Annotated in this window: 18 protein-coding genes, 1 tRNA gene and 1 pseudogene; 1 reads left to right on the top strand and 19 read right to left on the bottom strand. The window is 72.3% G+C overall.

Going from position 1 to position 26,649, the window contains the following annotated elements; genetic code table 11:
- Nucleotides 1-264: 264 nt before the first annotated feature.
- From ACIQPT_RS23825 to ACIQPT_RS23875, 11 genes are all read right to left on the bottom strand, one after another.
- Nucleotides 265-338 (bottom strand) — tRNA-Thr (locus ACIQPT_RS23825).
- A 141-nt stretch (nt 339-479) separates the two neighbouring features.
- On the bottom strand, nt 480-2,009 hold the full coding sequence (locus ACIQPT_RS23830) for an alpha/beta hydrolase (RefSeq protein ID WP_401158239.1): 1,530 nt from the start codon (nt 2,007-2,009) through the stop codon (nt 480-482).
- 80 nt (nt 2,010-2,089) lie between these two features.
- Nucleotides 2,090-3,295 (bottom strand): DNA polymerase III subunit delta', encoded by a 1,206-nt coding sequence (locus ACIQPT_RS23835; protein ID WP_401158241.1) that lies wholly within the window; start codon nt 3,293-3,295, stop codon nt 2,090-2,092.
- 158 nt (nt 3,296-3,453) lie between these two features.
- Nucleotides 3,454-6,735, bottom strand: a complete 3,282-nt coding sequence (gene tmk, locus ACIQPT_RS23840; protein WP_401158243.1) for a dTMP kinase — start codon at nt 6,733-6,735, stop codon at nt 3,454-3,456.
- A gap of 170 nt (nt 6,736-6,905) precedes the next feature.
- Entirely contained in the window at nt 6,906-9,788 is a 2,883-nt protein-coding gene (gene topA, locus ACIQPT_RS23845; RefSeq protein WP_401158245.1) for a type I DNA topoisomerase, read from the bottom strand.
- 281 nt (nt 9,789-10,069) lie between these two features.
- A complete protein-coding gene (locus ACIQPT_RS23850) occupies nt 10,070-10,267 on the bottom strand; it encodes a hypothetical protein (RefSeq protein ID WP_401158247.1) in 198 nt (65 codons plus the stop codon).
- Between the two features lie 591 nt (nt 10,268-10,858).
- Complete coding sequence (locus ACIQPT_RS23855) at nt 10,859-12,391, bottom strand: methyltransferase (protein ID WP_401158249.1); 1,533 nt, start codon at nt 12,389-12,391, stop codon at nt 10,859-10,861.
- A 78-nt stretch (nt 12,392-12,469) separates the two neighbouring features.
- On the bottom strand, nt 12,470-13,162 hold the full coding sequence (locus ACIQPT_RS23860; protein ID WP_401158251.1) for a small secreted protein: 693 nt from the start codon (nt 13,160-13,162) through the stop codon (nt 12,470-12,472).
- 297 nt (nt 13,163-13,459) lie between these two features.
- Entirely contained in the window at nt 13,460-15,889 is a 2,430-nt protein-coding gene (locus ACIQPT_RS23865; RefSeq protein WP_401158253.1) for a sodium-translocating pyrophosphatase, read from the bottom strand.
- 309 nt (nt 15,890-16,198) lie between these two features.
- Complete coding sequence (locus ACIQPT_RS23870; protein WP_401158255.1) at nt 16,199-16,669, bottom strand: ATP-binding protein; 471 nt, start codon at nt 16,667-16,669, stop codon at nt 16,199-16,201.
- Nucleotides 16,670-16,868: 199 nt separating this feature from the next.
- Nucleotides 16,869-17,222 (bottom strand): STAS domain-containing protein, encoded by a 354-nt coding sequence (locus ACIQPT_RS23875; protein ID WP_003967428.1) that lies wholly within the window; start codon nt 17,220-17,222, stop codon nt 16,869-16,871.
- A gap of 79 nt (nt 17,223-17,301) precedes the next feature.
- Here ACIQPT_RS23875 and ACIQPT_RS23880 point away from each other — a divergent pair, with 79 nt between their 5' ends.
- Nucleotides 17,302-19,803, top strand: a complete 2,502-nt coding sequence (locus tag ACIQPT_RS23880; protein ID WP_401158258.1) for a DEAD/DEAH box helicase — start codon at nt 17,302-17,304, stop codon at nt 19,801-19,803.
- Between the two features lie 29 nt (nt 19,804-19,832).
- Here ACIQPT_RS23880 and ACIQPT_RS23885 read toward each other — a convergent pair whose 3' ends face one another.
- The 8 genes and pseudogenes from ACIQPT_RS23885 to ssd form a co-directional block, all read right to left on the bottom strand.
- On the bottom strand, nt 19,833-20,393 hold the full coding sequence (locus tag ACIQPT_RS23885; protein ID WP_401158260.1) for a TlpA family protein disulfide reductase: 561 nt from the start codon (nt 20,391-20,393) through the stop codon (nt 19,833-19,835).
- A 238-nt stretch (nt 20,394-20,631) separates the two neighbouring features.
- A pseudogene (locus tag ACIQPT_RS23890) lies at nt 20,632-21,351 on the bottom strand (Rv3654c family TadE-like protein); the annotation flags it as partial.
- Nucleotides 21,335-21,715, bottom strand: coding sequence for a TadE family type IV pilus minor pilin (locus ACIQPT_RS23895; protein WP_401158492.1), 381 nt, complete (start codon nt 21,713-21,715; stop codon nt 21,335-21,337). The gene ACIQPT_RS23895 and the pseudogene ACIQPT_RS23890, both read right to left, overlap by 17 nt.
- Nucleotides 21,716-21,824: 109 nt before the next feature.
- Nucleotides 21,825-22,091 carry a DUF4244 domain-containing protein gene (locus tag ACIQPT_RS23900; protein ID WP_401158262.1) on the bottom strand — a complete coding sequence of 89 codons (267 nt, stop codon included), beginning with the start codon at nt 22,089-22,091 and terminating at the stop codon, nt 21,825-21,827.
- A 118-nt stretch (nt 22,092-22,209) separates the two neighbouring features.
- Nucleotides 22,210-23,052, bottom strand: a complete 843-nt coding sequence (locus ACIQPT_RS23905) for a type II secretion system F family protein (RefSeq protein ID WP_401158264.1) — start codon at nt 23,050-23,052, stop codon at nt 22,210-22,212.
- A complete protein-coding gene (locus tag ACIQPT_RS23910; protein ID WP_401158266.1) occupies nt 23,049-23,969 on the bottom strand; it encodes a type II secretion system F family protein in 921 nt (306 codons plus the stop codon). Before ACIQPT_RS23910 ends, ACIQPT_RS23905 begins: the two co-directional genes overlap by 4 nt.
- Nucleotides 23,966-25,114: a TadA family conjugal transfer-associated ATPase gene (locus ACIQPT_RS23915; RefSeq protein WP_401158268.1), complete on the bottom strand. Its 1,149-nt coding sequence runs from the start codon at nt 25,112-25,114 to the stop codon at nt 23,966-23,968. The genes ACIQPT_RS23910 and ACIQPT_RS23915 overlap by 4 nt, the downstream gene beginning before the upstream one ends.
- Complete coding sequence (gene ssd / locus ACIQPT_RS23920) at nt 25,111-26,247, bottom strand: septum site-determining protein Ssd (RefSeq protein ID WP_401158270.1); 1,137 nt, start codon at nt 26,245-26,247, stop codon at nt 25,111-25,113. Before ssd ends, ACIQPT_RS23915 begins: the two co-directional genes overlap by 4 nt.
- Between the last annotated feature and the right edge of the window lie 402 nt (nt 26,248-26,649).

Here is a 26,649-nt window from a genome sequence, read left to right on the forward strand (position 1 = left end):
GATGTCATCGTCGAGCGCCGAGCGGCCGATACCACGCAAACGCGTGAGGTCGCGGGCGCTCGGGGGCGACTCGCCTTCGGTGAGGTGTTCGCCTTCTTCACCTCTCGGGCAGGCATCGGACAGAGCCACGCCTTGCAGAGGCAGAACAGTCACCGGCCACAGGCGGCTACTACGAGGCCCGGAACGGCACCGCGAGCACGCACGGACTCTTCGAGAGAACCACAAAGGCCCAGGTCAGACTATGTCTGACCTGGGCCTTCACTGAGCCGCCTTCGGGATTCGAACCCGAGACCTACGCATTACGAGTGCGTTGCTCTGGCCAACTGAGCTAAGGCGGCACGCCCTGTCGCACTATGGTGCGGTCAGCAGCGGAGCCAAGTCTACACAGTTTCCGGGGGTGCTCCGCGCAGGGCACCCCCGGAGGCGTTCGCACAGGTCAGGACGGGTCAGGGCCGGTCAGGGCGGGCCGGGCCGGGTGGTCAGGTGCACTTCTTGCCGTCGGTGGGCGGGGTGCCCTCCAGGAGGTACGTGTTGATCGCCGTGTCGATGCAGTCACTGCCCCGGCCATACGCGGTGTGACCGTCGCCGTCGTACGTGAGCAGGGTGCCGGAGGAGAGCTGCTCGGCGAGGGACTCGGACCACTTGTACGGGGTGGCCGGGTCGCGGGTCGTGCCGACGACGACGATCGGGTCGGCGCCCTTCGCCTCCGTGCGGTGCGGGGTGCCCGTGGCCTCGGTGGGCCAGTAGGCGCAGTTCAGGGAGGCCCAGGCGAAGCCGCGGCCGAAGACCGGGGAGGCCTTCTCGAAGTCCGGGACCGCCTTCTCGACCGCGTCGGGGGCGTCGAAGGCGGGCGGCAGGTCGAGGCAGTTCACGGCGGCGTTGGCGAACATCAGGTTCGCGTACTTCCCGTCCGGCTCGCGCTCGTAGTAGCTGTCGGCCAGGGACAGGAGGCCGGAGCCGTCGCTGCGCTGCGCGCCCGTCAGCGCCTCGCGGAGCTGCGGCCAGGCCGCCTCGTCGTACATGGCGGCGATCACCCCGGTGGTGGCCAGGGACTCGCCCAGCTCGCGGTCGTCGCCGGTCGGGATCGGCTTCGCGTCCAGGTCCTTGAAGAGCTGCTTCAGCGCGGTCGCCGCGTCGGCGGTGGACGTGGTGCCGAGCGGGCAGTCCGGCTGCTTCACGCAGTCGGCGGCGAAGGACTGGAAGGCTCCCTCGAAGCCCGCCGTCTGGTCGCGGTTCATGTCGATGGCCTTGAGGGAGGGGTCCATCGCGCCGTCCAGGACCAGGCGTCCGGCCCGCTCGGGGAAGAGGTCCGCGTACGTGGCGCCCAGGAAGGTCCCGTACGACGCTCCGACGTAGTGCAGCTTCTCGTCGCCGAGCAGCGCCCGCAGGACGTCCATGTCGCGGGCCGTGTCGACGGTGGAGACGTACGGGAGGATCTCACCGCTCCGCTTCTCGCAGCCCGTCGCGAACTTCTCGAAGGACGCGCTCAGCTTCCGGACCTCCGCCTCGTCGTCGGGCGTCTGGTCGACCTGGGTGTAGACGTCCATCTCCGGTCCCGTGAGGCAGTCGACGGGCTCGCTGCGGGCGACGCCGCGCGGGTCGATGGCCACCATGTCGTAGCGGGCCCGCACCTGGGCCGGATAGCCGAGTGCCGCGTACCCCTGGAGATAGCCGATCGCGGAGCCGCCCGGGCCGCCCGGATTCACCAGGAGGGAACCGATCCGCTTGCCGGGTCCGGTGGCCTTCTTGCGGGAGACGGCGAGCTCGATGTCGCCGTCATCCGGCTTGTCGTAGTCCTTCGGCGCCTTCATCGTCGTGCACGCGAACCCCTCCACCCCGCAGTCGCGCCAGCTCAGCTTCTGCGCGTAGTACGACGACAGCCCCTCGGGAGCCGCGGTGCCGGTGGCCGAGGCGTTCGGCGACGAGCCGCTGCCGCTGCAGCCGGAGATGAGGAGGCCGGCAGTGCCGATCCCGATGGCGAAGGTGCGGAGCAGCCGCCTGGTAGTCATTCAGGGAGCGTATCCGGCGGGTGACGAGTCGTCCGATTCCCTGCTCATTCGGGTGAACAGGGGCAGCCGTGCCGGAGCCCTCAGCCCGCCCGCAGCGCCATCGTCATCGCCTCCACCGCGAGCAGCGGCGCCACATTGCGGTCCATCGCCTCCCGGCAGGCGATCACCGACTCGATCCTGCGCAGGGTCTGCGCGGGCGTCGAGGACTCCGCGATCCGGTCGAGGGAGTCCTGCACATCGGCATTGGCGATGGCCAGCTTCGAACCGAGCTGGAGTGCCAGCACATCGCGGTAGAACCCGGTGAGCTCCGTCAGCGCCAGGTCCAGGCTGTCGCGCTGCGTACGCGTCTTGCGGCGCTTCTGCTTGTCCTCCAGCTCCTTCATCGCCCCCGCCGTACCGCGCGGCATCCGGCCCCCGGCCACGCCGCCGAGCGCCGCCTTGAGGTCCTCGGTCTCCTTGACGTCGACCTCCTCCGCCATCTGCTTGGCGTCGTCGGTGGCCGTGTCGATCAGCTCCTGGGCCGCCTTGAGGCAGCCGCCGACGTCGGCGATCCGCAGCGGAACCTTCAGCACCGCCGCCCGCCGCGCCCGCGCCCGCTCGTCCGTGGCGAGCCGGCGGGCCCGGCCGATGTGCCCCTGGGTGGCGCGCGCCGCGGAGTGCGCCCGCTCGGGGTCGACGCCGTCGCGGCGGATCAGGACGTCGGCCACGGCCTCCACCGGCGGGGTGCTCAGGGTCAGGTGCCGGCAGCGGGAACGGATCGTGGGCAGGACGTCTTCGAGCGAGGGCGCGCACAGCATCCAGACCGTGCGCGGCGCGGGCTCCTCGACGGCCTTCAGCAGGACATTGCCCGCGCCCTCGGTGAGGCGGTCGGCGTCCTCCATGACGATGACCTGCCACCGCCCAACCGCCGGGGAGAGCTGGGCGCGCCGGACCAGGTCACGGGTCTCCTTCACACCGATGGAGAGCAGGTCCGTGCGGATGACCTGGACGTCGGCGTGCGTGCCGATCAGGCTCGTGTGGCAGCCGTCGCAGAAGCCGCAGCCGGGGGCGCCGCCCAGCGCCCGGTCCGGACTCGTGCACTGGAGCGCGGCGGCGAAGGCCCGCGCCGCCGTGGACCGGCCGGAACCGGGCGGTCCGGTGAACAGCCAGGCGTGCGTCATCTTCGAGCCCTGGTCCAGCGGCTTTCCGTCGGACACGGAGGTGACCAGCGCATCGGCGTCCTTGGCGGCAGCGGCGAGCTGTTCCCGCACTCGGTCCTGGCCGACCAGGTCGTCCCATACGGTCATGGGTCACCGCCCTTCCGGTGGTGTCGTGCGGTGTCGCGGAACCGCGGTGCGTCGTCGCTTCCCATTGTGGGGGACGCCACTGACAGTCCGGCCCGCCCGCCCCCGGAGGGACGGACGGGCCGGGATGTCGCTGTCACTGTCGCGAGTCAAACAAAACGTCAGCCGCGCGGGCGGCGTCCCCGGCCCCCGGAGCCCTCGTCGTCCTGGCCCCCGAGCAGCTCGTCCGCCAGGGTCGGCAGATCGTCCAGCGGGGTCTCCTCCGCCCAGTCCGGGCGGGGGCGCTTGCGGCGGCTCTGCTGCCGGCCGGGCGTCTCCCCGGCGTTCGGGTCCTCGACCTGCGGCAGTTCGCGGGTGCGCTCGTTCTCGTTCTCCGCGGGCCGGGCCGCCGGGCTCTCGTCCCGGAAGAAGCCCTGGGGCACCCGGTCGGAGGGCTGATCGGCGGGCACGGGCGGCAGCACAGCCGTCTCGTCCGCCTCCCTGGCCTCCCGGGCGTCCCCGGCCGAACGCCGGTCCGCCGGACCCTGGTCCGTGACGCGCGGCAGCATCGCCGTCTCGTCCTCCCCGAAACGGGAGCCGGGACCCGTGCCCGTACCCGTACCGGATCCAGAGCCGGAACCGGAGCCGGAGCCCGAGCCGGACGGACGATCGTCTTCCGGTCGTGCGGTCGGGACCGGCTGCGTGATCTCGTTCGGGTTCACGATCGGCGTGGGCACCGTGAGCTCGTTCTCCGGGACGGACGACCCCGACGAGCCCGACGAGCCCGACGATCCCTCCGAACGCGAAGACGTCTCCGTACGCGACGTACGGGAGGCCCGCTCGGCCTCCGCCCGCTCGGCCTCCGCCCGCGCCGCCTCCGTACGCGCGGCCGCCTCGGCCTCGGCCCGGCGCCGGGCCTCCTCGGCGCGCACCAGGGCCTCCTCGGCCTTGCGCTGCTTCTCCAGCCGCTGGGCCTCGGCCTCCTTCCGGAGCCGGGCCTCCTCCTCGGCCTGCTTGCGCAGCCGTTCCTGCTCGGCCTCGCGGACCCGCTCCTCGGCCTCCAGCCGGAGCCGGTCCTCCTCGGCGCGGCGGCGGGCCTCCTCTGCGCGCTGCCGGGCCTCCTCCGCCTGGCGTTCGGCCTCGCGGCGGCGGGCCTCCTCCAGCTCGCGCTGCTTGCGCTCCTCCTCCTCGGCGCGCAGCCGGGCGAGCTGTTCCTGGCGCTCCTTCTCCAGGCGCTCCTCCTCGGCCTTGCGGGCGGCCTCTTCCTCCGCCTTGCGCCGGGCCTCTTCCTCGGCCTGGCGGCGGGCCTCCTCGATGGCCTCGATCTCGGCCTCGGAGAGCGGCAGGAGCTGGTCGAGCCGGTGGCGTACGACCGTGGTGATCGACTCCGGCTCCTGGCCGGCGTCCACCACCAGATAACGCGTCGGGTCGGCCGCGGCCAGGGTCAGGAACCCGGACCGGACCCGCTCGTGGAACTCGGCCGGCTCCGACTCCAGCCGGTCCGGCGCCTCCGTGAAGCGTTCCCGCGCGGTCGCCGGGTCGACGTCCAGCAGCACCGTCAGATGCGGTACGAGGCCACTCGTCGCCCACCGCGAGATGCGCGCGATCTCGGTCGGGGCCAGGTCGCGGCCCGCGCCCTGGTAGGCGACGGACGAGTCGATGTAGCGGTCGGAGATGACGATCGCGCCGCGCTCCAGCGCCGGGCGGACGACGGAGTCGACGTGCTCGGCGCGGTCGGCGGCGTACAGCAGGGCCTCGGCCCGGTTGGAGAGACCGGCGGAGGACACGTCCAGCAGGATCGACCGCAGCCGCTTGCCGACCGGGGTGGCCCCGGGCTCCCGGGTCACGACGACCTCGTGGCCCTTGGCCCGGATCCATTCGGCGAGCGCTTCGACCTGGGTGGACTTGCCCGCTCCGTCGCCGCCCTCCAGGGCGAGGAAGAAGCCGGTGGCGGCCGGCGCGACCGCCGGGTCGCCGCCGCGCAGCGCCTCGCGCAGGTCCCGGCGCAGCGGCACGCCCGCCCGGTCGTCCGTCTTGGCGAGGACGAGGGCGGCGACGGGCAGCAGCAGCGCGCCGAGCAGCATCAGGGTGAAGGCGGCCCCGCCGTGGGCGAAGACGAAGTCGCCGGCGACCAGGCGGTGCTGCCCGATCGCGGCGGCCAGCAGCGGACCGGCGACCGCGCCGAGCGCGACGAGCACCCGGACGACGGCCTGGAGGTGCTCGGTGGTCCTGGCCTGCCGGAACGCCTCGGTCTCCTGGTCGATCAGGGTGTGCCCGGTGTTCGCGGCGACCCCGGCGGCGTAACCGGCGAGCAGCGCGACGGCGAGCCCGGTCGCGGTGTCCGGCACCAGGCCGAGCGCGAGGAGCGCGAGGCCCGTGACGGCGGTGGCCAGCGCCAGCAGGCGGCGGCGCGACAGGGTGGGCAGTACGTGGCGTGCGGTGCGGATGCCGAGGGCGGTGCCGCCGGTCAGTCCGAGGATCAGCAGCGCGAAGGTGGCCGGTCCGCCGCCCAGGTCGTAGGCGTGCAGGACGGAGACGGCCGCGGCCGCGGCGACGGCTCCGGCGACGGCCGCGCAGACCGCGACGAGCAGCGGGACGGCGCCGGTGCGGCCCTTGTCGGGGCCGGTGCCGGTGGCGGGGCGGCGCAGGCCCTCCAGCGGGGAGCGCGGCCGGGGCGTCTGGGTGGCCGGGAACTGAAGGAAGTACAGGGTGGAGATGGAGGCGGAGAAGAGCCCGGCCGCGACGTAGGACCCCAGGGCCGCCTGGTGGAAGGTGAACCATTCCAGGCCGGAGCCGAGGAGGTTGCCGACCAGCGTGGCGACCAGCAGGACCGCCGCGGCGGCGGGCACGGCGAGGAAGTTGGTCCGGAGCGAGAGTCGGCGCAGGGCGTCGTGGTGGTCGGGCAGCGGGCGTACCGCGGCGCCTTCGAGGGGCGGGGCGGGCAGCAGCGCCGGGGCGGCGCTGTCCTTGGCCACGGCCCACAGGCGCTCACCGGCGCCGGCCACGAAGACGGTGATGAGGATCATCATGAGCGCCTTGTCGGGCGTCCAGTCGATCCACAGCGGGGCGACGACCAGCAGCGCCAGGCGCAGCCCGTCCACCCCGATCATCAGCCATCGCCGGTCCAGCTTTCCGCCGGGCCCCGTGAGGGACGTCAGGGGCCCCAGGAGTACGGCTCCGAAGAACAGGGTGGAAAGGATCCGGGCACCGAGGACGGCGGCGACGGCGAAGGCCGCCCCGCGGTATCCGGTGCCGAATGAGCCCTCAAGGACCGCCGCTTGCAGCGACAGCAGCATCAGCACGAGAAGGGCGAGTGCATCGCCGATACCGCCGACGAGCTGGGCACTCCACAACCGCTTCAGCGGGGGAATACGCAACAGGGCCCGTACGGCGCGCTCGCGTGAGTCTGCGGCAAGTGTGTCGGAGGTGGGGCTCACGACCGTTGGCTGCTCGGCTCGCGTCATCCGCCCAGCCTATCGGCAGCGGTGCGGTCACTGTCGGCCCGTCCGAACATATGGACGCAGACAGCTTCCGGCCACGCCGCTCGCCCGCTCCTGACGCACCGCCGCCCGGCGCCAGAATCACGAGGATCGAGGCGCCGGGCGGCGGGGTCGGGTTCTGCGCGGTGCGGCCGTCAGTCGTCCGACGGGGCGGAGGCCGAAGCCGTCTTCTTCGCCGTCGCCGTCGTCTTCTTGGCGGTCGTCGCCTTCTTGGCCGTCGTCGTCTTCTTCGCCGCGGTCTTCTTGGCGGCCGTGGTCTTGGTGGCCGTCGTCTTCTTCGCGGCCGTCTTCTTGGCCGTCGCCTTCTTCGCGGGCGCCTTCTTGGCCGTCTTCTTCTTCGCGGGCCCCTTGGCGCGCTTCTCGGCGAGCAGCTCGTAACCACGCTCGGGCGTGATGTCCTCGACGCTGTCGTCGGTCCGCAGGGTCGCGTTGGTCTCGCCGTCGGTGACGTACGCGCCGAAGCGGCCGTCCTTCACCACGACCGGCGCACCGCTGACCGGGTCGGTGCCCAGCTCCTTCAGCGGCGGCTTGGCCGCGGCCCGGCCGCGCTGCTTGGGCTGGGCGTAGATCGCGAGGGCCTCTTCGAGGGTGATGTCGAAGAGCTGGTCCTCGGAGGTCAGCGACCGGGAGTCGGTGCCCTTCTTCAGATACGGGCCGTAGCGGCCGTTCTGCGCGGTGATCTCGACGCCCTCGGCGTCCTCGCCGACGACGCGCGGCAGCGACATCAGCTTGAGGGCGTCGGCGAGGGTGACCGTGTCCAGGGACATGGACTTGAAGAGGGAGGCGGTCCGCGGCTTCACCGCGTTCTTGCCGGTCTTCGGCGTCCCCTCGGGCAGCACCTCGGTGACGTACGGGCCGTAGCGCCCGTCCTTGGCGATGATCTGGTTGCCGGTGACCGGGTCGGCCCCCAGCTCGAAGTCGCCGCTGGGCTTGGCCAGCAGCTCCTCGGCGAGCTCGACGGTCAGCTCGTCGGGCGCCAGGTCCTCGGGCACGTCGGCGCGCTGGTGGCCCTCGGCGTCCTTCTCGCCCCGCTCGATGTACGGGCCGTAGCGGCCGACACGGAGCTTGATGTCGTTGCCGACGGGGAAGGAGGAGATCTCCCGGGCGTCGATCGCGCCGAGGTCGGTGACCAGGGCCTTCAGACCACCGAGGTGGTCGCCGTCGCCGTTGCCCGCGTCGGAGGCCGCACCGGCTCCGGCGGTGTCGTCACCGGGCTTGGCGCCGAAGTAGAAGCGCTTGAGCCACGGCACGGACTGGGCCTCGCCCCGCGAGATGCGGTCGAGGTCGTCCTCCATGCGGGCGGTGAAGTCGTAGTCGACGAGCCGGCCGAAGTGCTTCTCCAGCAGGTTGACCACGGCGAAGGACAGGAAGGACGGGACGAGTGCCGTGCCCTTCTTGAAGACGTAACCGCGATCCAGGATGGTCCCGATGATCGAGGCGTACGTGGAGGGGCGGCCGATCTCGCGCTCTTCGAGCTCCTTGACCAGCGAGGCCTCGGTGTAGCGGGCCGGGGGCTTGGTGGCGTGCCCGTCGACCGTGACCTCTTCGGCGGAGAGCGCGTCGCCCTCGGCGACCTGCGGCAGCCGGCGCTCGCGGTCGTCCAGCTCGGCGTTCGGGTCGTCGGCGCCTTCGACGTACGCCTTCATGAAGCCGTGGAAGGTGATCGTCTTGCCGGAGGCGGAGAACTCGGCGTCGCGGCCGTCGCTCGCCCGGCCGCCGATCTTGACGGTGACGGAGTTGCCGACCGCGTCCTTCATCTGGGAGGCGACGGTCCGCTTCCAGATCAGCTCGTAGAGCCGGAACTGGTCGCCGGTGAGCCCGGTCTCGGCGGGGGTGCGGAAGCGGTCGCCGGAGGGGCGGATCGCCTCGTGCGCCTCCTGCGCGTTCTTGACCTTCCCGGCGTACGTACGCGGCTTCTCGGGGAGGTAGTTCGCCCCGTACAGCTGCGTGACCTGCGCCCGGGCCGCGGAGATCGCGGTGTCCGAGAGGGTCGTGGAGTCCGTACGCATATAGGTGATGAAGCCGTTCTCGTACAGCTTCTGTGCCACCTGCATGGTCGCCTTGGCCCCGAAGCCCAGCTTGCGGCTCGCCTCCTGCTGGAGGGTCGTGGTCCGGAAGGGGGCGTACGGGGAGCGGCGGTACGGCTTCGACTCGACGGACCGGACCGCGAAGGAGGAGTCGGCGAGCGCGGCGGCGAGGGCGCGGGCGTTCGTCTCGTCCAGGTGCAGGGTCTGGGCGGAGCCGGCCTTGAGCTGCCCGTCGGGGCCGAAGTCGCGGCCCTGGGCGATGCGGCGGCCGTCGACCGCGCTGAGGCGGGCGGTCAGGGTCGACGGGTCGGAGGCGTCACCGGTGCGGCCGGTGGCGAACTTCCCGGTCAGGTCCCAGTACTCGGCGGAACGGAAGGCGATGCGCTCGCGCTCCCGCTCGACGACGAGGCGGGTGGCGACGGACTGGACGCGGCCCGCCGAGAGCTTCGGCATGACCTTCTTCCACAGGACCGGCGAGACCTCGTAGCCGTAGAGGCGGTCGAGGATACGGCGGGTCTCCTGGGCGTCGACCATGCGCTGGTTGAGCTCGCGCGGGTTGGCGACGGCGGCCCGGATCGCGTCCTTGGTGATCTCGTGGAAGACCATCCGGTGGACCGGGACCTTGGGCCTCAGTACTTCCTGCAGGTGCCACGCGATGGCTTCGCCCTCGCGGTCCTCATCGGTGGCGAGGAAGAGTTCATCGGACTCGGCCAGCAGCTGCTTGAGCTTCCTGACCTGGGCCTTCTTGTCGGCATTGACCACATAGATGGGCTGGAAGTCGTTCTCGACATCCACCCCGAGGCGGCGTACCTCGCCGGTGTACTCGTCCGGGACCTCGGCCGCGCCGTTCGGGAGGTCGCGGATGTGCCCGACGCTCGCTTCGACGACGTATCCGGGGCCGAGATAGCCCTTGATCGTCTTCGCCTTGGCAGGCGACTCGACGATGACGAGTCGGCGGCCGCCCTGTGCGGTCTCGCTGGTCGGGGACAACTTCGCTCTTCTCTCCGGTCGACACTCGATGGGCATCCGGGCAGCGTCATGACGCTGCCCGCGGTGCTGTCGCTGCGGAGTGTGACGGTACAACCCGCCCCCGTGTCAAACGGCAAAAGCCCGCAACGGCCACTCGAACGGTAACCCGACTTCCGCCATTCCTGCCGCCCGGACCGCCGGGTCCGCGCCGCGCGGGGCCTCGGCCTGCGGCTTTTCGGAGGGGGTCGTGGTGACCTTCGGAAGACCTGTCGTCCCGGGCGCCGCCCGGCCGGAGGCGGGGATCAGACGAGCGTGAAGCACCACACGCCGAGGCCGAGGAAAACTACGCCGAAGAGCGTCGTGAGTGCGGTGGAGGCGACGGGGCTCACACCGTGCGCCACCGGCGCGCGGTGCAGGGCTCGCGCCCCTGTCCAGACCAGGAGGGCGGCGCCGAACAGCGCCAGGGCCGTACCGGCGAAGACTGCTGCGACGCTCTCCATGTCGTACCCCTAGCCCGTCGTGGCGGAACCGCCCGGGACGGGCCGACCGGTCCCGGAGCCGGACCTCGGCGGTCCGGCACGGGGAGGTTGTCACCCCGGGGCATCGCCCACACGAACCCCGGGTGAACAGCACTCCCCCGCCGACCGGCGGAACACCATCGGCCGCATGTTCCGATCACGACCGGAATATCGCGACCGGAATATGCGGTCCGGGCGCGCCGGAGAGAACACCGGGCACGAACACGCTGGTGACAAGGACACCGCCGCCCCGAGCGGGGAGCAGCCCCGGTCCGTACCGGAAGACGGCTGTGCGGGCACGGTCTCCCGACCGACCGGTCGCCCCCGGCCGACCGGACGCCCTCCGCAGTCCCGTCCCCCGGCCGTCCGGTCGCCTGCTGCCGACCGGCCCCCTGACCGACCGGTCGCCCTCCACCGTCCCGTCTCCCCGGCCGTCCGGCCAACCGCTGCCGACCGGTCGCCCGCTGCCGGGCCTCCGTGCCCTGCGTGCCTGGCCCGCCCTGCGCGCCTGGCTCGCCCTACGCGCCCTGCCCGCCCCTGCGTGCTTTGCGCGCCCTACGCGTCCTGCCCGCCCTACGCGCCCCGAGGTCCCGAGCCGGGCACCGGCTCCAGGAAGCCCTCCTCGATCAGCAGCCGGATCGCCTGCGGGGTGCGGTCGCGCAGGAGCACCGGGTCCTCCGCCATCAACTGCGCGATGGCGTCCAGGATCCGGCCGGCGGGCAGCGAGCCGTCGGACACGCCCGCGAACCCGGCGGCCACCGCGTCGACCTTGGTCGCCCGCATCATGCCGCGGTGCTGACGCAGCACCACGTGCTCGGGGTCCTCCGCGCCCGGCAGGCCGACCTGCTCCTGCACGACCTCGGCGGCGAGGGCGAAGTGCCCGGCGAGCAGCGCCGCGTCGTCCTGGTCGCGGAGGTAGTCCTGCCGGGCGAAATGCTCCTGGACGGCCTGTCCGAGCGGCTGCTGCACCGCGTGCGGCCATTCCTCGACGACGATCGAGGGGTTCCCGGCCGCCGCCGCGGCGGATTTGCGCAGGGTGATCCAGCCGAACCCGACGGCCGTGGCGCCCCGCGCCTCGAACTCGTCGAGCCACGCCTCGTACAGCTCGTCGTACTCGGCGGGGTCGCCGCGGTGGTCGCCGCTGTCCCGCAGCCACAGCTCGGCGTACTGCGTGACGTCCTGGACCTCGCGCTGGACGATCCAGGCGTCGCAGCCGTACGGCACCCAGGAGCGCAGCCGGTCCTGCCACTCCTCGCCCTCCACGTGCTGCCAGTTGGCGAGGAACTGGGCGTATCCCCCGTCGTTCAGATGGTCGCCCGACTGCTGCACCAGCGCCCGGCACAGGTCGTCGCCGGCCATGCCGCCGTCCCGGTAGGTGAGGCGGGCGCCGGGCGAGATGACGAAGGGCGGGTTGGAGACGATCAGGTCGAACGTGTCGGAGCCCACCGGCTCGAAGAGGGAGCCCTCGCGCAGGTCGGCGGGGGCGACGCCGGACAGGGCGAGGGTGAGCCCGGTGAACTCCAGGGCACGGGGGTTGAGGTCGGTGGCGGTGACCCGGGTCGCGTGCTGGGCGGCGTGCAGCGCCTGGATGCCGGAGCCCGTACCGAGGTCGAGGGCCGAGGCCACCGGCGTACGGACGGTGATGCCGGCGAGCGTGGTGGAGGCACCGCCGACCCCGAGGACGACGCCCTCCTCGCGCGAGCCGATCCCGCCCGCACCGCCGACCGCGCAGCCGAGGTCGGACACGATGAACCAGTCCTCGCCGTCCGGGCCCCCGTACGGCCGTACGTCGACGCTCGCGCGGACCGTGCCGTCGTCCGCCGCCCGGGTCACCCAGCCGTCCGCGACGCACTCGTCCAGCGGCAGGGCGGCGCGGGCCCGCTCCTCTGCGACGGGGCGCTGCAGAAGGAACAACCGCACCAGCGTGTCGAGCGGGGAGTCGCCCCGGGTGGCCCGCAGGGCGGGGACGGTCTCGCTGCGGGCGAGGGCGGCATAGGCGGGCGCGCCGAGGCGGTCGAGGAGCCCGTCCGCGGTGAAGTCCGCGGCGAGCAGGGCCTCGCGGAGGGCGGCGGCGTGGTCGGGTGCGGGAAGGCTGCTCTTACTCACCCACCCATTGTGTCCGGTCCCACCGACAACGGCAGCGGCCCGGACACCCACCGGGTGTCCGGGCCGGGAGAACGAGGCTCAGGACTTCTTCTCCGCCGTCTCCTTGTCCGAGGAGTCCTTCTCCGTCGACTCCTTGTCCGAGGAGTCCTTCTTCCCGGGCGCCGAGGCCTCCGGGGACGCGTCCGCGTCGGCGTCGGCCGCCCCGGAGCCGGAGGGGCCGGTGGAGGTCTTCGGCTGCTGGCAGCCCTCCTGCTTCGACATCGCGACGCCGACCTCGCCGGACTGGAGCTTCCTCAGCGCCTTGTCACCACTGGTGCTGATCTTGTGCAGCTCGTCGGCGACGCCGTTCAGTCCGTCGGCGAACTCCCTCTGGTCCTTGGTGTCGAGCGCGTCGACCTTGACCTTGAGGTCGGCGTACGCCTTGGAAGAGGCGTTGAGCTCCTTGACCGCCGCCTTCTGCGTGGCCTCGCCGTCGTCGACCGGCGGCGGGCCGGCCGAGTCCACGGCCGTGCCCAGCGCCTTGTACGCCTCGGACATCTGCTGGAAGGCGACCGAGTCGGCCTTCTGGACGTCGGCGGGCTTGCTGTTGTCCCCGGTCTTCTGCCGGATGGAGGCATTGGCGTTGGTGATCTTCTGGAGTTGCGGCTGAACCTGGTCGCAGACCTTCTTGGCCCAGTCGTTGACCTTGTTGTCGCTGTCGTCGCTGCAGCCCGACAGCGTCAGTACGAGTACCGCACCGCCGGACAGTGCGGCTGCAAGCTTCTTGTTCACCGGATGGGTCCCTTCCAAGGCTCTCGGCCCCGGAACTTACACGCCGAGGGGGTGACAGCCGGGTGCCGGTCATCCGGTGTGCACCCTTTTGAAGCCATTTGCACCAAGGGAAATGAGGGAGATGCCACTCGCGCAGAAAATTCGGACGCACGAGCGGTAACTCACCCGAAAGGCTGCCCCTGAGTGGGGCGACGGCGGACGGGCGAAGGCGGACGGCACGTCAGCACGCGCCGTCCGCCTCCCCTCTGATCACACGTCACCCGAAACCTGGTCCGGTGCCGCTCCCGTACGTACGGATCACGGGGCCGCCGCGGGATCCGGCGCCGGGACCGAGGGCCCGCCGCCCTCCGATGCGTCGTCGTCGCCCACGGCGATGCCCCGCCGCTTGGAGACGTAGACCGCGACGACGATGATCCCGATGGCGATGACGGACACCAGCGCCCGCACCCAGGGATTCGCGTCCGCTCCGTAGCTGAACTGCACGATCGCCGGAGCGATGAGCAGGGCGACCAGGTTCATCACCTTGAGGAGCGGGTTGATCGCCGGGCCCGCCGTGTCCTTGAACGGGTCGCCGACCGTGTCGCCGATGACCGTCGCGGCATGGGCCTCGCTGCCCTTGCCGCCGTGATGACCGTCCTCGACGAGCTTCTTGGCGTTGTCCCAGGCGCCGCCGGAGTTGGCGAGGAACACCGCCATCAGCGTCCCGGTGCCGATCGCACCGGCCAGGTACGAGCCGAGCGCGCCGACGCCGAGGGTGAAGCCGACCGCGATCGGCGCCAGGACCGCGAGCAGGCCCGGCGTGGCCAGTTCGCGCAGGGCGTCGCGGGTGCAGATGTCGACGACGCGCCCGTACTCCGGCTTCTCCGAGTAGTCCATGATCCCGGGGTGCTCGCGGAACTGCCGCCTGACCTCGTAGACCACGGCCCCGGCGGACCGGGACACCGCGTTGATGGCGAGCCCGGAGAACAGGAAGACGACCGCGGCGCCCAGGATCAGGCCGACGAGGTTGTTGGGCTGCGAGATGTCCAGGCTCAGCCCGAGCTCGCCCGCCCCGGCCCCGACCTCGTCGACCGCCGTGGCGATGGCGTCGCGGTAGGACCCGAAGAGGGCCGCCGCCGCCAGGACGGCGGTGGCGATGGCGATGCCCTTGGTGATGGCCTTGGTCGTGTTGCCGACCGCGTCCAGGTCGGTGAGCACCTGAGCGCCCGCGCCTGTGACGTCACCGGACATCTCGGCGATGCCCTGGGCGTTGTCGGAGACCGGCCCGAAGGTGTCCATGGCCACGATGACGCCCACCGTGGTGAGGAGCCCCGTCCCGGCGAGCGCGACCGCGAAGAGCGCCAGCATGATCGACGTACCACCCAGCAGGAACGCCCCGTAGACGCCGAGGCTGATCAGCAGCGCGGTGTAGACCGCCGATTCCAGGCCGATGGAGATGCCCGCGAGCACCACGGTGGCCGGACCGGTGAGTGAGGACTTCCCGATGTCCCGGACCGGGCGGCGGTTGGTCTCGGTGAAGTAGCCGGTGAGCTGCTGGATGAGCGCGGCAAGGACGATGCCGATGGCCACCGCGACCAGGGCGAAGATCCGCGGGTCGCCGCCGTGCTCGGCGATCGCCCCGTCGGTGACCCCGGACAGCTCCGCGTACGAGGACGGCAGATAGGCGAAGGCGGCCACGGCCACCAGGGCGAGCGAGATCACCGCGGAGATGAAGAAGCCCCGGTTGATCGCGGTCATCCCACTGCGGTCGGCGCGGCGCGGGGCGACCGCGAAGATCCCGATCATCGCGGTGACGACACCGATCGCCGGGACCATCAGGGGGAAGGCGAGACCGGAGTCGCCGAACGCGGCCGTGCCGAGGATGAGCGCGGCGACGAGCGTCACCGCGTACGACTCGAAGAGGTCGGCGGCCATGCCCGCGCAGTCACCGACGTTGTCGCCCACGTTGTCGGCGATGGTGGCGGCGTTACGCGGATCGTCCTCCGGAATGCCCTGCTCCACCTTGCCCACCAGGTCGGCGCCCACATCGGCGGCCTTGGTGAAGATCCCACCGCCGACCCTCATGAACATGGCGATCAGCGCCGCGCCGAGGCCGAACCCCTCCAGCACCTTGGGCGCGTCGGCGGCATAGACGAGCACCACACAGGACGCCCCGAGCAGTCCGAGTCCCACCGTGATCATCCCGACCACGCCACCGGTGCGGAAAGCGATCTTCATCGCTTTGTGCGAGACGGCGGTGAGATCCTTTTCCGGTTCACCCTCCGTCGGAGTCGCCTCACGCGCGGCCGCGGCCACCCGCACATTCGCCCGTACGGCGAGCCGCATGCCGATGTATCCGGTCGCCGCCGAGAAAAGCGCGCCCACCAGGAAGAAGAGGGAACGTCCCGCGCGCTGCGACCAGTTGTCGGCCGGCAACAGGAACAACAGGAAGAACACGACGACGGAGAAAACCCCGACCGTGCGCAGTTGCCGGGCCAGATAGGCGTTCGCGCCCTCCTGGACCGCCGCGGCGATCTCCTTCATCCGTTCGGTGCCCTCGCCGGCCGCCAGGACCTGGCGTACGAGCAGCCGGGCGACGATCAGCGCGGCGACGGCGACGACCGCCACCATGATGACGATCAGCCGGTTGCCGTCGGTGAGTACCGCCGCCGCGAGGGAGACGGGCCGGTCGGAAAATGCGGATTCTTGCGTCAGTGCTGCCATTGGGGTGGTGAAGAACTCCGCCATACGTCCTCCTTGACGCTCAGCGCTCAAGTCGTGGACGGATTGTAGGGAGCGGAACCTGATCAAAACAGTGGGCGGGAAGAGAATTGATCGCTCTCCCCCCAACGCCGAAAGATCAGCGGAGAGATTCTGCTCGAATGCAGTAAGGGGGCAGATGCATTACACAGCGGAGAACAAGAAAAAAGGCCCTGCTCAGCAGGGCCTGGAAAAACAAAACATCACCTCAGCGCCTTGAGGCCACGGGAACGAGGCTCAGGGTCGTACGGCGGATCTCAGGGCTGTACGGCGGGTCTCAAAGCTGTACCGCGGGCCTCAGGGCTGTACCGCGGCGACAGCCGTCGGCCAGCTCATGCGGATCACTCCGCCGCCCGCACCGGAACGGACCTCCACGTCGTCGACGAGGCCGCTGATGACCGCGAGGCCCATCTCGTCCTCGCCCTCGCCGTCCATCTCGGGGTCGGGCCGGTCCGGGCCCCCGCCGGAAGCACCGGCGCCGTTGCGCGCCCCGGACTCGGCAGGATCGCCGCCGGGGCCGGGAACGCTGTCCCCGACCTCGATGGAGAACGCCTTCTCCTCCTCGGTCAACGCGACGCTGACCGGCGCGGTGATGCCGTGACTGCGGTGCAGCCCGACCGCGCGGCTGCACGCCTCGCCGACAGCGAGCCTGACCTCGTCGAGCACCGCCTCGTCCACGCCGGCCCGGCGCGCCACGGCGGCCGCCACCAGGCGGGCCGTCCTGACATGTTCAGGCTGGGCGCTGAAGCGGAGTTCAACGGTGGCCATGCCATCCCCCTCGAACGTTCGGGCGTACGCCTCAGGGGCCCCGGGCGTGTTGCCCGGCACCCCTGCTCTCCTCTTCCGGAAGCCGACAAAGCCGACAGCCGACCCGAGGGTCGACCGCCTGCCCGTCACGGCCCATGCGCTGCCGCTGCCGGCCTGTTCACTGCCTGCCGGCCGGCCCGGAGGCCTGCCTGCTCCGACCTCAGTCGGTGGCGGCGACAGCCTCGTCGACCGTGGTGTGAATCGGGAACACCTTGGTCAGACCTGTGATCCGGAAGATCTTGAGAATGCGCTCCTGGTTGCAGACCAGGCGCAACGAGCCCTCATGGGCCCGGACACGCTTCAAGCCGCCCACGAGCACGCCGAGGCCGGTGGAGTCGAGGAAGTCGACGCCTTCCATGTCGACAACCAGGTGGTAGCTGCCGTCATTCACCAACTCGACCAACTGCTCGCGCAGCTTGGGCGCGGTATACACATCAATCTCGCCACCGACCTCGACGACCGTACGGTCGCCACCAGGCCCGGACACATTGCGAGTCGACAGGGACAGGTCCACGGATCCTCCAGCACCTTGCTATCGAGCGGTCGCCCCTCGGTCTCCCCGACGGAGGCCAGGGGACGGATCGCCAGCCGCGATGGCATTCAATCACTTACCAGCAGCCATGCACGACGCCTTGGGACCATTGTCCGTCACGCCAGTGACACACTCGGTGCCGATGGCCAAGAATCACCGTCCCGGACGACCACCCGAGAGTGGGGACTCGCGCCCCTCTCCCGCCATGATCCTCGACCGGCTCGCCGCAGGGGCGGGCCGGGCCGCGCGCATCACTCATACGGAGCACTTGCCCCCGCGATCGGGAACCCATGCCATCTGGCCGGATCGCATCCGGCCAGAAGTGATCTCGGCGATCGAAAAAGCCGGGATCGGCCATCCGTGGGCGCATCAGGCGGCCGCGGCCGAGCACGCGCTGGACGGCGAATCGGTCGTGATCGCCACCGGCACGGCCTCCGGGAAGTCCCTCGCGTATCTCGCGCCGGTCCTCAGCACCCTCCTGGACGGCTCCGAGGCCCCGAACGGCCGCGGGGCCACCGCCCTGTACCTCGCCCCCACCAAGGCTCTGGCAGCCGACCAGCGGCGCTCGGTGAAGGCGCTCGCGGCCCCGCTCGGCAACGCCGTCAGGCCCGCGGTCTACGACGGCGACACCCCGGTCGAGGAACGCGAATGGGTGCGCCAGTACGCGAACTACGTCCTGACCAACCCCGACATGCTGCACCGCGGAATACTGCCCTCCCACCCCCGCTGGGCGTCCTTCCTGCGCGCCCTGCGGTTCGTCGTGATCGACGAGTGCCACACCTACCGGGGCGTCTTCGGCTCCCACGTCGCCCAGGTGCTGCGCCGTCTGCGGCGCCTGTGCGCCCGCTACGGGGCCGATCCGGTCTTCCTGCTGGCCTCGGCCACGGCGGCGGATCCCGCGGTCGCAGCCGGGCGTCTGACGGGCCTGCCGGTCCATGAGGTGTCCGACGACGCCTCCCCGCGCGGCGAGCTCGTCTTCGCCCTGTGGGAGCCCCCGCTGACCGACCTGCACGGCGAGAAGGGCGCCCCCGTACGCCGTACCGCGACGGCCGAGACCGCCGACCTGCTCACCGATCTGACCCTCCAGGGCGTCCGCTCGGTCGCCTTCGTACGCTCCCGGCGCGGCGCGGAACTGATCTCGGTGATCGCCAAGGAACGCCTCGCGGAGGTCGACCGCTCGCTGCCCAAGCGGGTCGCCGCCTATCGCGGGGGCTACCTCCCGGAGGAACGCCGGGCCCTGGAGCGGGCGCTGCACTCCGGCGAGCTGCTCGGTCTGGCGGCCACCACCGCCCTGGAACTCGGCATCGACGTCTCCGGCCTCGACTCGGTCGTCATCTGCGGCTACCCGGGCACACGGGCGTCGCTCTGGCAGCAGGCGGGCCGCGCCGGCCGATCGGGGCAGGGCGCCCTGGCCGTTCTCGTGGCCCGGGACGACCCGCTGGACACCTATCTGGTGCACCACCCCGAGGCGCTGTTCCGGCAGCCCGTCGAGTCGACCGTGCTGGACCCGGACAACCCCTACGTCCTGGCCCCCCACCTCTGCGCCGCGGCCGCCGAGCTGCCCCTCACCGAGCCCGACATCGCGCTCTTCGGCCCGGCCGTGCCCGAGCTGCTGCCGCAGCTGGAGGCGGCGAAACTGCTGCGCAAACGGGCCTCGGGCTGGCACTGGACCCGACGCGAACGGGCCGCCGACCTCGCCGACATCCGGGGCGGGGGCGGCCGTCCCGTCCAGATCGTCGAGGAAGGCACCGGCCGCCTGCTGGGCACCGTCGACGCGGCCGCCGCCCACACGTCCGTCCACGAGGGGGCCGTCCATCTCCACCAGGGCCGCACCCACCTGGTCCGGAAACTGGACCTGGAGGACTCCGTGGCCCTGGTCGAGCAGGCCGACCCGCCGTATTCGACGGTCGCCCGCGACACCACCGCCATCACCGTCCTGGAGACCGACACCGAGATCCCCTGGGGGCAGGGACGGCTCTGCTACGGCTCCGTCGAGGTCACCAACCAGGTCGTCTCGTTCCTCCGCCGGAAACTGATCACCGGGGAGGTCCTGGGCGAGACGAAGCTCGACCTGCCGCCCCGCACCCTGCGCACCCGCGCCGTCTGGTGGACGGTCACCGAGGACCAGCTCGACGCGGCCCGGATCAACCCGGAGATCCTCGGCGGCGCACTCCACGCCGCCGAGCACGCGTCGATCGGGCTGCTGCCGCTCTTCGCCACCTGCGACCGCTGGGACATCGGCGGCGTGTCCGTACCGCTGCATCCGGACACCCTGCTGCCGACGGTCTTCGTGTACGACGGCCACCCGGGAGGAGCCGGATTCGCCGAGCGGGCCTTTCACACCGCCCGTACGTGGCTGACGGCCACCCGGGAGGCCATCGCGTCCTGCGAGTGCGAGGCGGGCTGCCCCTCCTGCATCCAGTCCCCCAAGTGCGGCAACGGCAACGAGCCCCTGCACAAGCGCGGAGCCGTACGCCTGCTCACCGAGCTCCTCAGGGCCGCGCCCCCGGAACCGCCCGGAGCGACCACCCCGGAGGCCGGAGCGACCACGTCGGAGGACTGAACCAGGAGGCGCTGAACCAGGAGGCGCTGTCAGGCCGGCAGCAGCGGCACGACCAGCCGCTTCAGCTCCGTCTCGCCGATCGCTCCGATCCGTGTCGCGGCGATCCGCCCCTCCGGGTCGACGATGATCGTGAACGGATATCCGGCGGTGTTCACCACGCCCTTCGGGAGCCGGAGTAGCTGCCGGCCCTGCGGGTCGTGCAGGCTCGGGTACACGAGCTCCGCGTCCTTCTCGAAGGCGCGTGCCTTCGAGACCGAGACGTCCGCGTTGACCCCCACCACCCGCAGGCCCTTGCCCCGCAGTTCCTCGTGCACCCGGGAGAGCCCGGGGGCCTCCGCACGGCACGGGCCGCACCACGATGCCCAGGCGTTGACCACGACGACCTTGCCCCGCAGCGCCTTCAGGCCGAACCGGCCGTCGCCGTCCACGCGTTCGCCCGCCAGCTCCGGCATCGCCACCCGGTCCGCGCGGGCGTACGACTTCAGCGGCGCGGGCCCGCCGGCGTCGTCCTCGGGCAGAGGTGATGTCGAGCATCCCACCAGCGCGGCCAGCAGGACGGCCACCGCGGTCGAGGTCCGTAGCGTCTTCACGTTCGTCGATGATGTCACCGGGGCCAAGGGCAGGTGCACGTGCCCACCGCGGAGGATTCGGGCCGGTCGAACGGCCGGGCCCAGCGATCGTTCCCTCGGCGGCCCGCCGGACCTCGGCACCCCTGTCGGGCACCGTGGCGCGGGGAGCGGCCGGGGAGCCGCCCGGGGAATCGACCGGAGGGCCGGCCCGGGCCCTGACGGCGGGTTCATAGGGCCCGAACCCGGAACGGGCGGTCACATCGGCGATATCCCCGTGCACCGCGCAGCGAACGAGCACGGCGCCCTGTGCCAGAGCTACGCGCCGGGCCGCCCCACACGCGACGACCGCCCCTTCCAGCGCCCGGTCCGCAGCCGCGAGGGCCGCCAGATCCGCGGCCCCGCCCGCCCGGTGACGGGCAGCCACTGCCTGCCCCAGCGCAAGCACCACGGCGAACACGGTGCACAGCCCGGCCGCGGTCACAGCCACCCACACCGTCGCCACACCCCGGTCCGATCCCCGCTCCGATCCCCAACCCGACCGCCGGCCCAAGCCCAGGTCCGATCCCCGTTCCGGGCCACCGCCCGAGACCAGGACCAAGCCACGGCCCGACCCCCGCTCCGAGCCACCGCCCGACCGCCGGCCCAAGCCACGGCCCGATCCCCGTTCCAACCCACCGCCCGAGACCCAACCCGCGAACCAGCCTGCAATCCGGCCCATGCCTCGGCCCGAAACCCGGTCCGCGATAGCCCGGTCCGCGATCCGGGCCCTGCCCTGGCCCGTACCCCGGCCGACGCCTTGGTCCACGCCCTGGCCCCTCTTCATGCCCTTGCCCATGCCCAAGCCGTTGCCCTTGCCCTGACCGTTGCCCTTGCCCGCGCCCCGATCGCGGCCCTGGGCCCACCGCCGAAGCGTGCCGCGGCGACGGCACCCGTCCGGCTCCCGGCCGACGATCTCCCTAGCCCTAGCCCACGCCTTCATGGCCAGGCACCCCCACCGTGTCCTCCGCCAGGGCAGCCGCCTCGGCGCTCAGCGTCAGGGCCAGCACGCCCGGCCCCGGGGTCGGTGCCTCCACCCGGACGCGCCACAGGTCCCCGGCCCGCCCCACCTCGACCCGGGCGCCCTGGGGTGCCGCCTCACGCGCGGCCTCCAACACCGCCGCCTCCGGCTCCGAACGGGCCGCGGCCCGAGCCCCCGCCCGCGCCGCGTCCACGCAACGAATCTGATCCGAGGCCGCCATCAGCGCCCACAGCAACGCCATGGCGAAGGCCACCAGCACCGGGATCACCACGGCCGCCTCCGCGGTCACCGCACCCCGGTCGCCACACCCATCGCCGCCGGGCACCCGGTCCCGGTACCGGTACCAGTCACGGCCCCGGTGCCAGCCCGGGGGACCGTCGCAGTCCGGCGCCACGGGAGCCCTCCCCCTACCCGGACGGCACGCTGACGGAATCTCAGAACTTCGCATCGAGCGCGTCCTCGACCAGCGACTGCAGCGCCGACAGCACCGGCCCGCTGTTCACCACCTTGTAGAGCACCGCCGCGAAGGCACACGCGGCGATGGTTCCCACCGCGTACTCGGACGTGGTCATCCCTCGATCGGACCGGCCGAGCCGCCCCGCCCACCGAGCGGACCACTTCGCCGGCCCGACAGGCACCCTCGTGGACAGCCGCCCCACGCGCAGAGCGCCGACGGTCCGGTCCCAGAACTTCGTGTTCATTTCATCCCCCGATGAGCATCGATATCGATGACGAGCGGGTGCCCGAACGGAACACCCGTGAGTGACAGCGGAAATGAATGGCAGGCAGGTCACCTCCGGCCGCGAACCCCGCGCAGCCTCACCGGCCCGGGCGGCCGGTCGCGAGCAGGTCACCGGCCAGGCCGATGATCACCGGGGCCACCCCGACCGCCAGGAAGGCGGGGAGGAAGCAGAGGCCGACCGGTGCGGTGATCAGCACCCCGGCCCGGTGTGCCCGCGCCACCGCCGCAGCGGCTCGCTCGGCGCGCATCGAATCCGCCAGCCTGGCAATCGGCTCCGCGGCCGGAGCTCCTGTCGAGCCTGCCCGGTGCAGGCAGCGGGCCAGCGGGCCTGCGCCCGGTATCTCCGCGAACCGGCCCCACGCCTCGGCCGGTTCGCCGCCGAGGCGGATCTCGGCCGCGGTTCGGGCGAGCCGGTCGCCGACCGGGCCGCCGATGGATTCGCCCACCTCCTCGGCTGCCTCCCGGGGGCCTGCCCCGACCGCGATACAGGCCGCCAGCAGATCCGCGGCCAGCGGAAGCTGCCCGGCGATCACGGCCCGCTCCGGATGGATGCCGCCGGGACGAGAGCGGGGCCGGGCTCGCTGCCACCGCCATGTCCCGTACGCCGCGGCCGAACCGACGGCGCAGCCCATCACACCGCCGACCAGAATCCATCCGGTCAGCCAGGCACCGGCCGGAGCCGCCCACCGCCGGGACGCCTCGGAGAAGCCCGAACCACCGCTCGGCCGGAACCGTGCGACCGCCCGGCTCCACCTGCCGGGCCGTGCCACCGTGACCGTGCCCAACAGCAGTGCGCCCCGCCCGCGAACCGCTCCCTTCCGATACCTGGCGGCAGCCACCGCTGCCAGTTGCGCCGCCACGCCCAGGAACGCCGCCCACATCCCCAGCCTGTGGAGAACTTCTCCGTCCGCCGCGTTCACGCCGCCTCCCCTCCGCGCACGATCCGGCAGGCCCAGAACAGCCCGGCCGCCTCCAGGAACGCGCCCGCCGCCAGACAGGCCAGGCCGCCCGGGGTGTGCAGCAGTACGCGCAAGGGTTCGGCTCCGAGGGCCGCGCCCAGCCCCAGGCCCGCGACCGGGAGCAGTGCCAGAACCACGACCGTCGACCACGCCCCCGCCAGTTGGGCGCGCAACTCCTCCCGTCTGCGCCGGTCGTCCCTCAGCGCGGTCTCCAGGCGCTCCAGCCCGGTCGCCAGCCCGGCCCCGCCGTCCACCGCCACCCGCCAGCACGCGGCCATCCCGGACAGGCCCCCCAGCCCCGGGCCCTCCGCCGCCTGCCGCAGTGCTGCCGGCACGTCGCCGCCGAACCGCGCCGCCGCCAGCACCGCGGTCTCCGCCTCCCCCAGCGGGCTTACGGAAGCGGTCACCGCCGAAGGGCCGTCCGCCACGAGGCCTTCGCGCAGCGCGACCAGCAACGCCTGCCCCGGCTCACGGCCGGCCCGCAGCTCCCCGACCACGGCTCCGCACAACGCCGCCACCGCGGTCGCCGCCTTCTCCGCCTCCCTCGCTCCCGCCCGCCTCCGCAGCCACCGGCGTAACAACGGGACCGCCACGGCTCCCGCGACCAGCGGCAGCACCGAACCCCCCAGCACCGCAAGCAGCACGGCGACCGGAACGCACCACCACTCCCGACGCTCCCGGGCCGCCTCCTGCACGCGCCCCCGGGCCTTGAGCAGACGTGGCCATCGGTCCCACGTCCGACGCGACTCGGGCGGAGCGTCCACGAACAGCACCCGCGCCCGGCGCACCCCCGGCTCCCGCACCATCGCGAGCCACACCGCCGAACCGGCGCAGAGAGCCACCGCGTGGGCCTCGTACACGGACGCTCCCCCTGTCACAGCGCACCTCCGATCAGCGACCGCAGCCGTTCCCATCCCCGCTCCGGAACAAATCCACCGACGCCCCAGCTCAGGGCCGGAACCGTGAGGACCAGACCCGCCGCGTCCCGCTCCAGGACGTGCACCTCGGCGACCCGCCGTTGCCCCACGCGGTCCCGCACGAGGTGCACGACCACCGAGAGCGCGGCCGCCAACTGGCTGTGCAGGGCGAACCGGTCGAGGCCGGCCGCGGTGCCCAGCGCCTCCAGCCGGGCGGGGACATGTTCGGCGGCGTTCGCGTGGACGGTGCCGCAGCCTCCTTCGTGCCCGGTGTTCAAGGCGGCCAACAGCTGGGTGACTTCGGCGCCCCGTACCTCTCCGACCACCAGCCGGTCGGGCCGCATGCGCAGCGCCTGCCGCACCAGATCCCGCAGCGTCACCCGGCCCGCGCCCTCCTGATTGGCCGGGCGGGACTCGAGGCGGACCACATGCGGATGGTCCGGCCGCAGTTCGGCGGAGTCCTCGGCGAGCACGATCCGCTCGTTCACGCCGACCGCGCCCAGCAGACTGGCGAGGAGGGTCGTCTTGCCCGCTCCCGTTCCGCCGCTGATCACGTAGGAGATCCGCGCTTCCACGAGGGCCCGCAGGATCCGGTCGCCGCCCGGCGGCACCGTGCCCGCGGCCACCAGCTCCGCCAGCGAGAAGGCCCGCGGCCGCACCACGCGCAGGGAGAGACAGGTCGAGCCGACGGACACCGGGGGCAGCACGGCATGCATCCGGGTGCCGTCGGGCAGTCGTGCGTCCACCCACGGCCGTGCGTCGTCCAGCCTCCTGCCGGCCGCCGCCGCGAGTCGCTGGGCCAGCCTCCGGACCGCCGCCGCGTCCGGGAAGGTGATGCCCGTCAGCTGAAGTCCGCCTCCCCGGTCCACCCACACCCGGTCCGGTGCGGACACCAGCACATCCGTCACCTCCGGGTCCGCGAGCAGCGGCTCCAGCACTCCCGTGCCGACGAGTTCTCCCCGCAGCTCCGCCGCGGCTCCGAGCACCTCGGCGTCCCCCAACAACCGGCCCTGGGCCCGTAGAGCGGCCGCCACACCGGCCGGGGTGGGAGCGGCGCCGCTGCGTGCCAGCCGCTGGCGTACGGCGTCGAGCATGTCGTCCGTCATGCCGTCCCTCCCTCGGGCGGGCGGGACACGGGGCTGGTGTCGCCGGCCGCCGCCACCTGTTCCCAGAAGGCCGAACAGAACCGGGCCAGCGGGCCCCGGGCACTGCCGCCAGGTGGGGTTCCCTCGTCCTGGGAGGCCAGAAGGCCCGACTCCAGAGGAAGTTCACCGACGAGCGGGAGGCCGGTGGCCCGGGCGACCCACGGCCCGTCCAGACCTGACGCATACGGGCCCCGGGGCACCACCCGCAGGTCGTCCAGCACCATTCCGGCCGTGGCCGCCACGCGTTTGGCCGCCGCGACCGCGCGCAGCTCGCCCGGCACCACGAGCAGGCCGAGATCGAGTTGGGCCAAGGCCTCCGCGACGCCCTCGTCGACCCGGCGCGGGAGGTCCACGACCACCACCCCGCCGAGCCGGCGCGCGGCGGCGAGCACGGCCCGCATCGCCTGCGGCGGGATCATCACCTCGTCGTCGCGCCCCCAGCTCAGCACCCTCAGCCCGTGGAGCGCGGGCAGCGAGTCCTCAAGGGCTCCACCGCCGAGACGCCCCTTCGATTGCGCGAAATCCGGCCACCGCATGCCTTCGGCACGTTCGCCGCCGAGCAGGACGTCGATCCCGCCTCCCAGTGGGTCGGCGTCGATCAGCATCGTCCGCCGACCGGACCTCGCCGCACTCACGGCAAGCGCGCAGGCCAGCGTCGATGCGCCGGAGCCGCCCCGGCCGCCCATCACGCCGACGGTGAGCGCGGGCCGCCCCACGCCTTCGGCGGCGTTGGCGATCTGGTCGACGAGCCAGCCCTCGGAATCGGGCAGTCGCAGCACATATTCGGCCCCGATCTCCACCGCCCGCCGCCACACGTCCGGGTCGTCCTGGTCCCGGCCGACCAGCATCACCCCCTTCCGGCGGCCGGCGCCCCGGCACCGCTCGGCGGCGTCATCGCCCACCAGCACCATCGGGGCCCGTTCCCACCCGCCACGACGTCCGGGCGGCCCGTGATGAACCTCGGGCTCGGCTCCGGCCGCCGCGCACAGCCGCAGCAGGTCGTCGAGCAGCTCCACGTCCTCCGTCACGATCAGCGGACCTCCGCGGCGCCCGTCGGCGACCGCCGCCCCTTCTCCTGCCAGGGATCCAGCCACGATCTCCGCCCCCTTCTCACTGCCCCTTCAGTGCGGTTCGCGGCGTTCTCGAACGTTTCCGAGATGCGCGATTCCGACACCCGCGGACTTCGCGGGTGGAATCAACGTGCAGCACCACGGAAAAACATGTGGATCTTGATGGAAAACTGTGGACAACCCCGAGGTTGTGAATAACTTCGTCACCCATACCAGCGACTTCCGGAGTGCAGCCCTTTGGCTACACACTGTGACGAGACGAGTCGCACTACGCCCGGCTCGCACGATCGGGCCGATGACGGCCAGACGGGAGGCCCAGGTGGTTCCCACCCCAAAAACGCGTCCGGACATGCGACGACCCCCGCCGGGGGGGAGAGCGGGGGTCGTCCCCACGGCCGACTCGGGGGGGGAGGAGTCGGACCGGGT

The organism is Streptomyces sp. NPDC091289 (assembly GCF_044757365.1).
Classification (GTDB): Bacteria; Actinomycetota; Actinomycetes; order Streptomycetales; family Streptomycetaceae; genus Streptomyces.

Excerpts from the sequence above, each read along its gene's own strand:
- ACIQPT_RS23830 (WP_401158239.1), bottom strand. The coding sequence starts at position 2,009 with ATGACTACCAGGCGGCTGCTCCGCACCTTCGCCATCGGGATCGGCACT.
- ACIQPT_RS23835 (WP_401158241.1), bottom strand. The coding sequence starts at position 3,295 with ATGACCGTATGGGACGACCTGGTCGGCCAGGACCGAGTGCGGGAACAG.
- tmk (WP_401158243.1), bottom strand. The coding sequence starts at position 6,735 with ATGACGCGAGCCGAGCAGCCAACGGTCGTGAGCCCCACCTCCGACACA.
- ACIQPT_RS23850 (WP_401158247.1), bottom strand. The coding sequence starts at position 10,267 with ATGGAGAGCGTCGCAGCAGTCTTCGCCGGTACGGCCCTGGCGCTGTTC.
- ACIQPT_RS23865 (WP_401158253.1), bottom strand. The coding sequence starts at position 15,889 with ATGGCGGAGTTCTTCACCACCCCAATGGCAGCACTGACGCAAGAATCC.
- ACIQPT_RS23870 (WP_401158255.1), bottom strand. The coding sequence starts at position 16,669 with ATGGCCACCGTTGAACTCCGCTTCAGCGCCCAGCCTGAACATGTCAGG.
- ACIQPT_RS23880 (WP_401158258.1), top strand. The coding sequence starts at position 17,302 with ATGGCATTCAATCACTTACCAGCAGCCATGCACGACGCCTTGGGACCA.
- ACIQPT_RS23900 (WP_401158262.1), bottom strand. The coding sequence starts at position 22,091 with ATGAACACGAAGTTCTGGGACCGGACCGTCGGCGCTCTGCGCGTGGGG.
- ACIQPT_RS23915 (WP_401158268.1), bottom strand. The coding sequence starts at position 25,114 with ATGACGGACGACATGCTCGACGCCGTACGCCAGCGGCTGGCACGCAGC.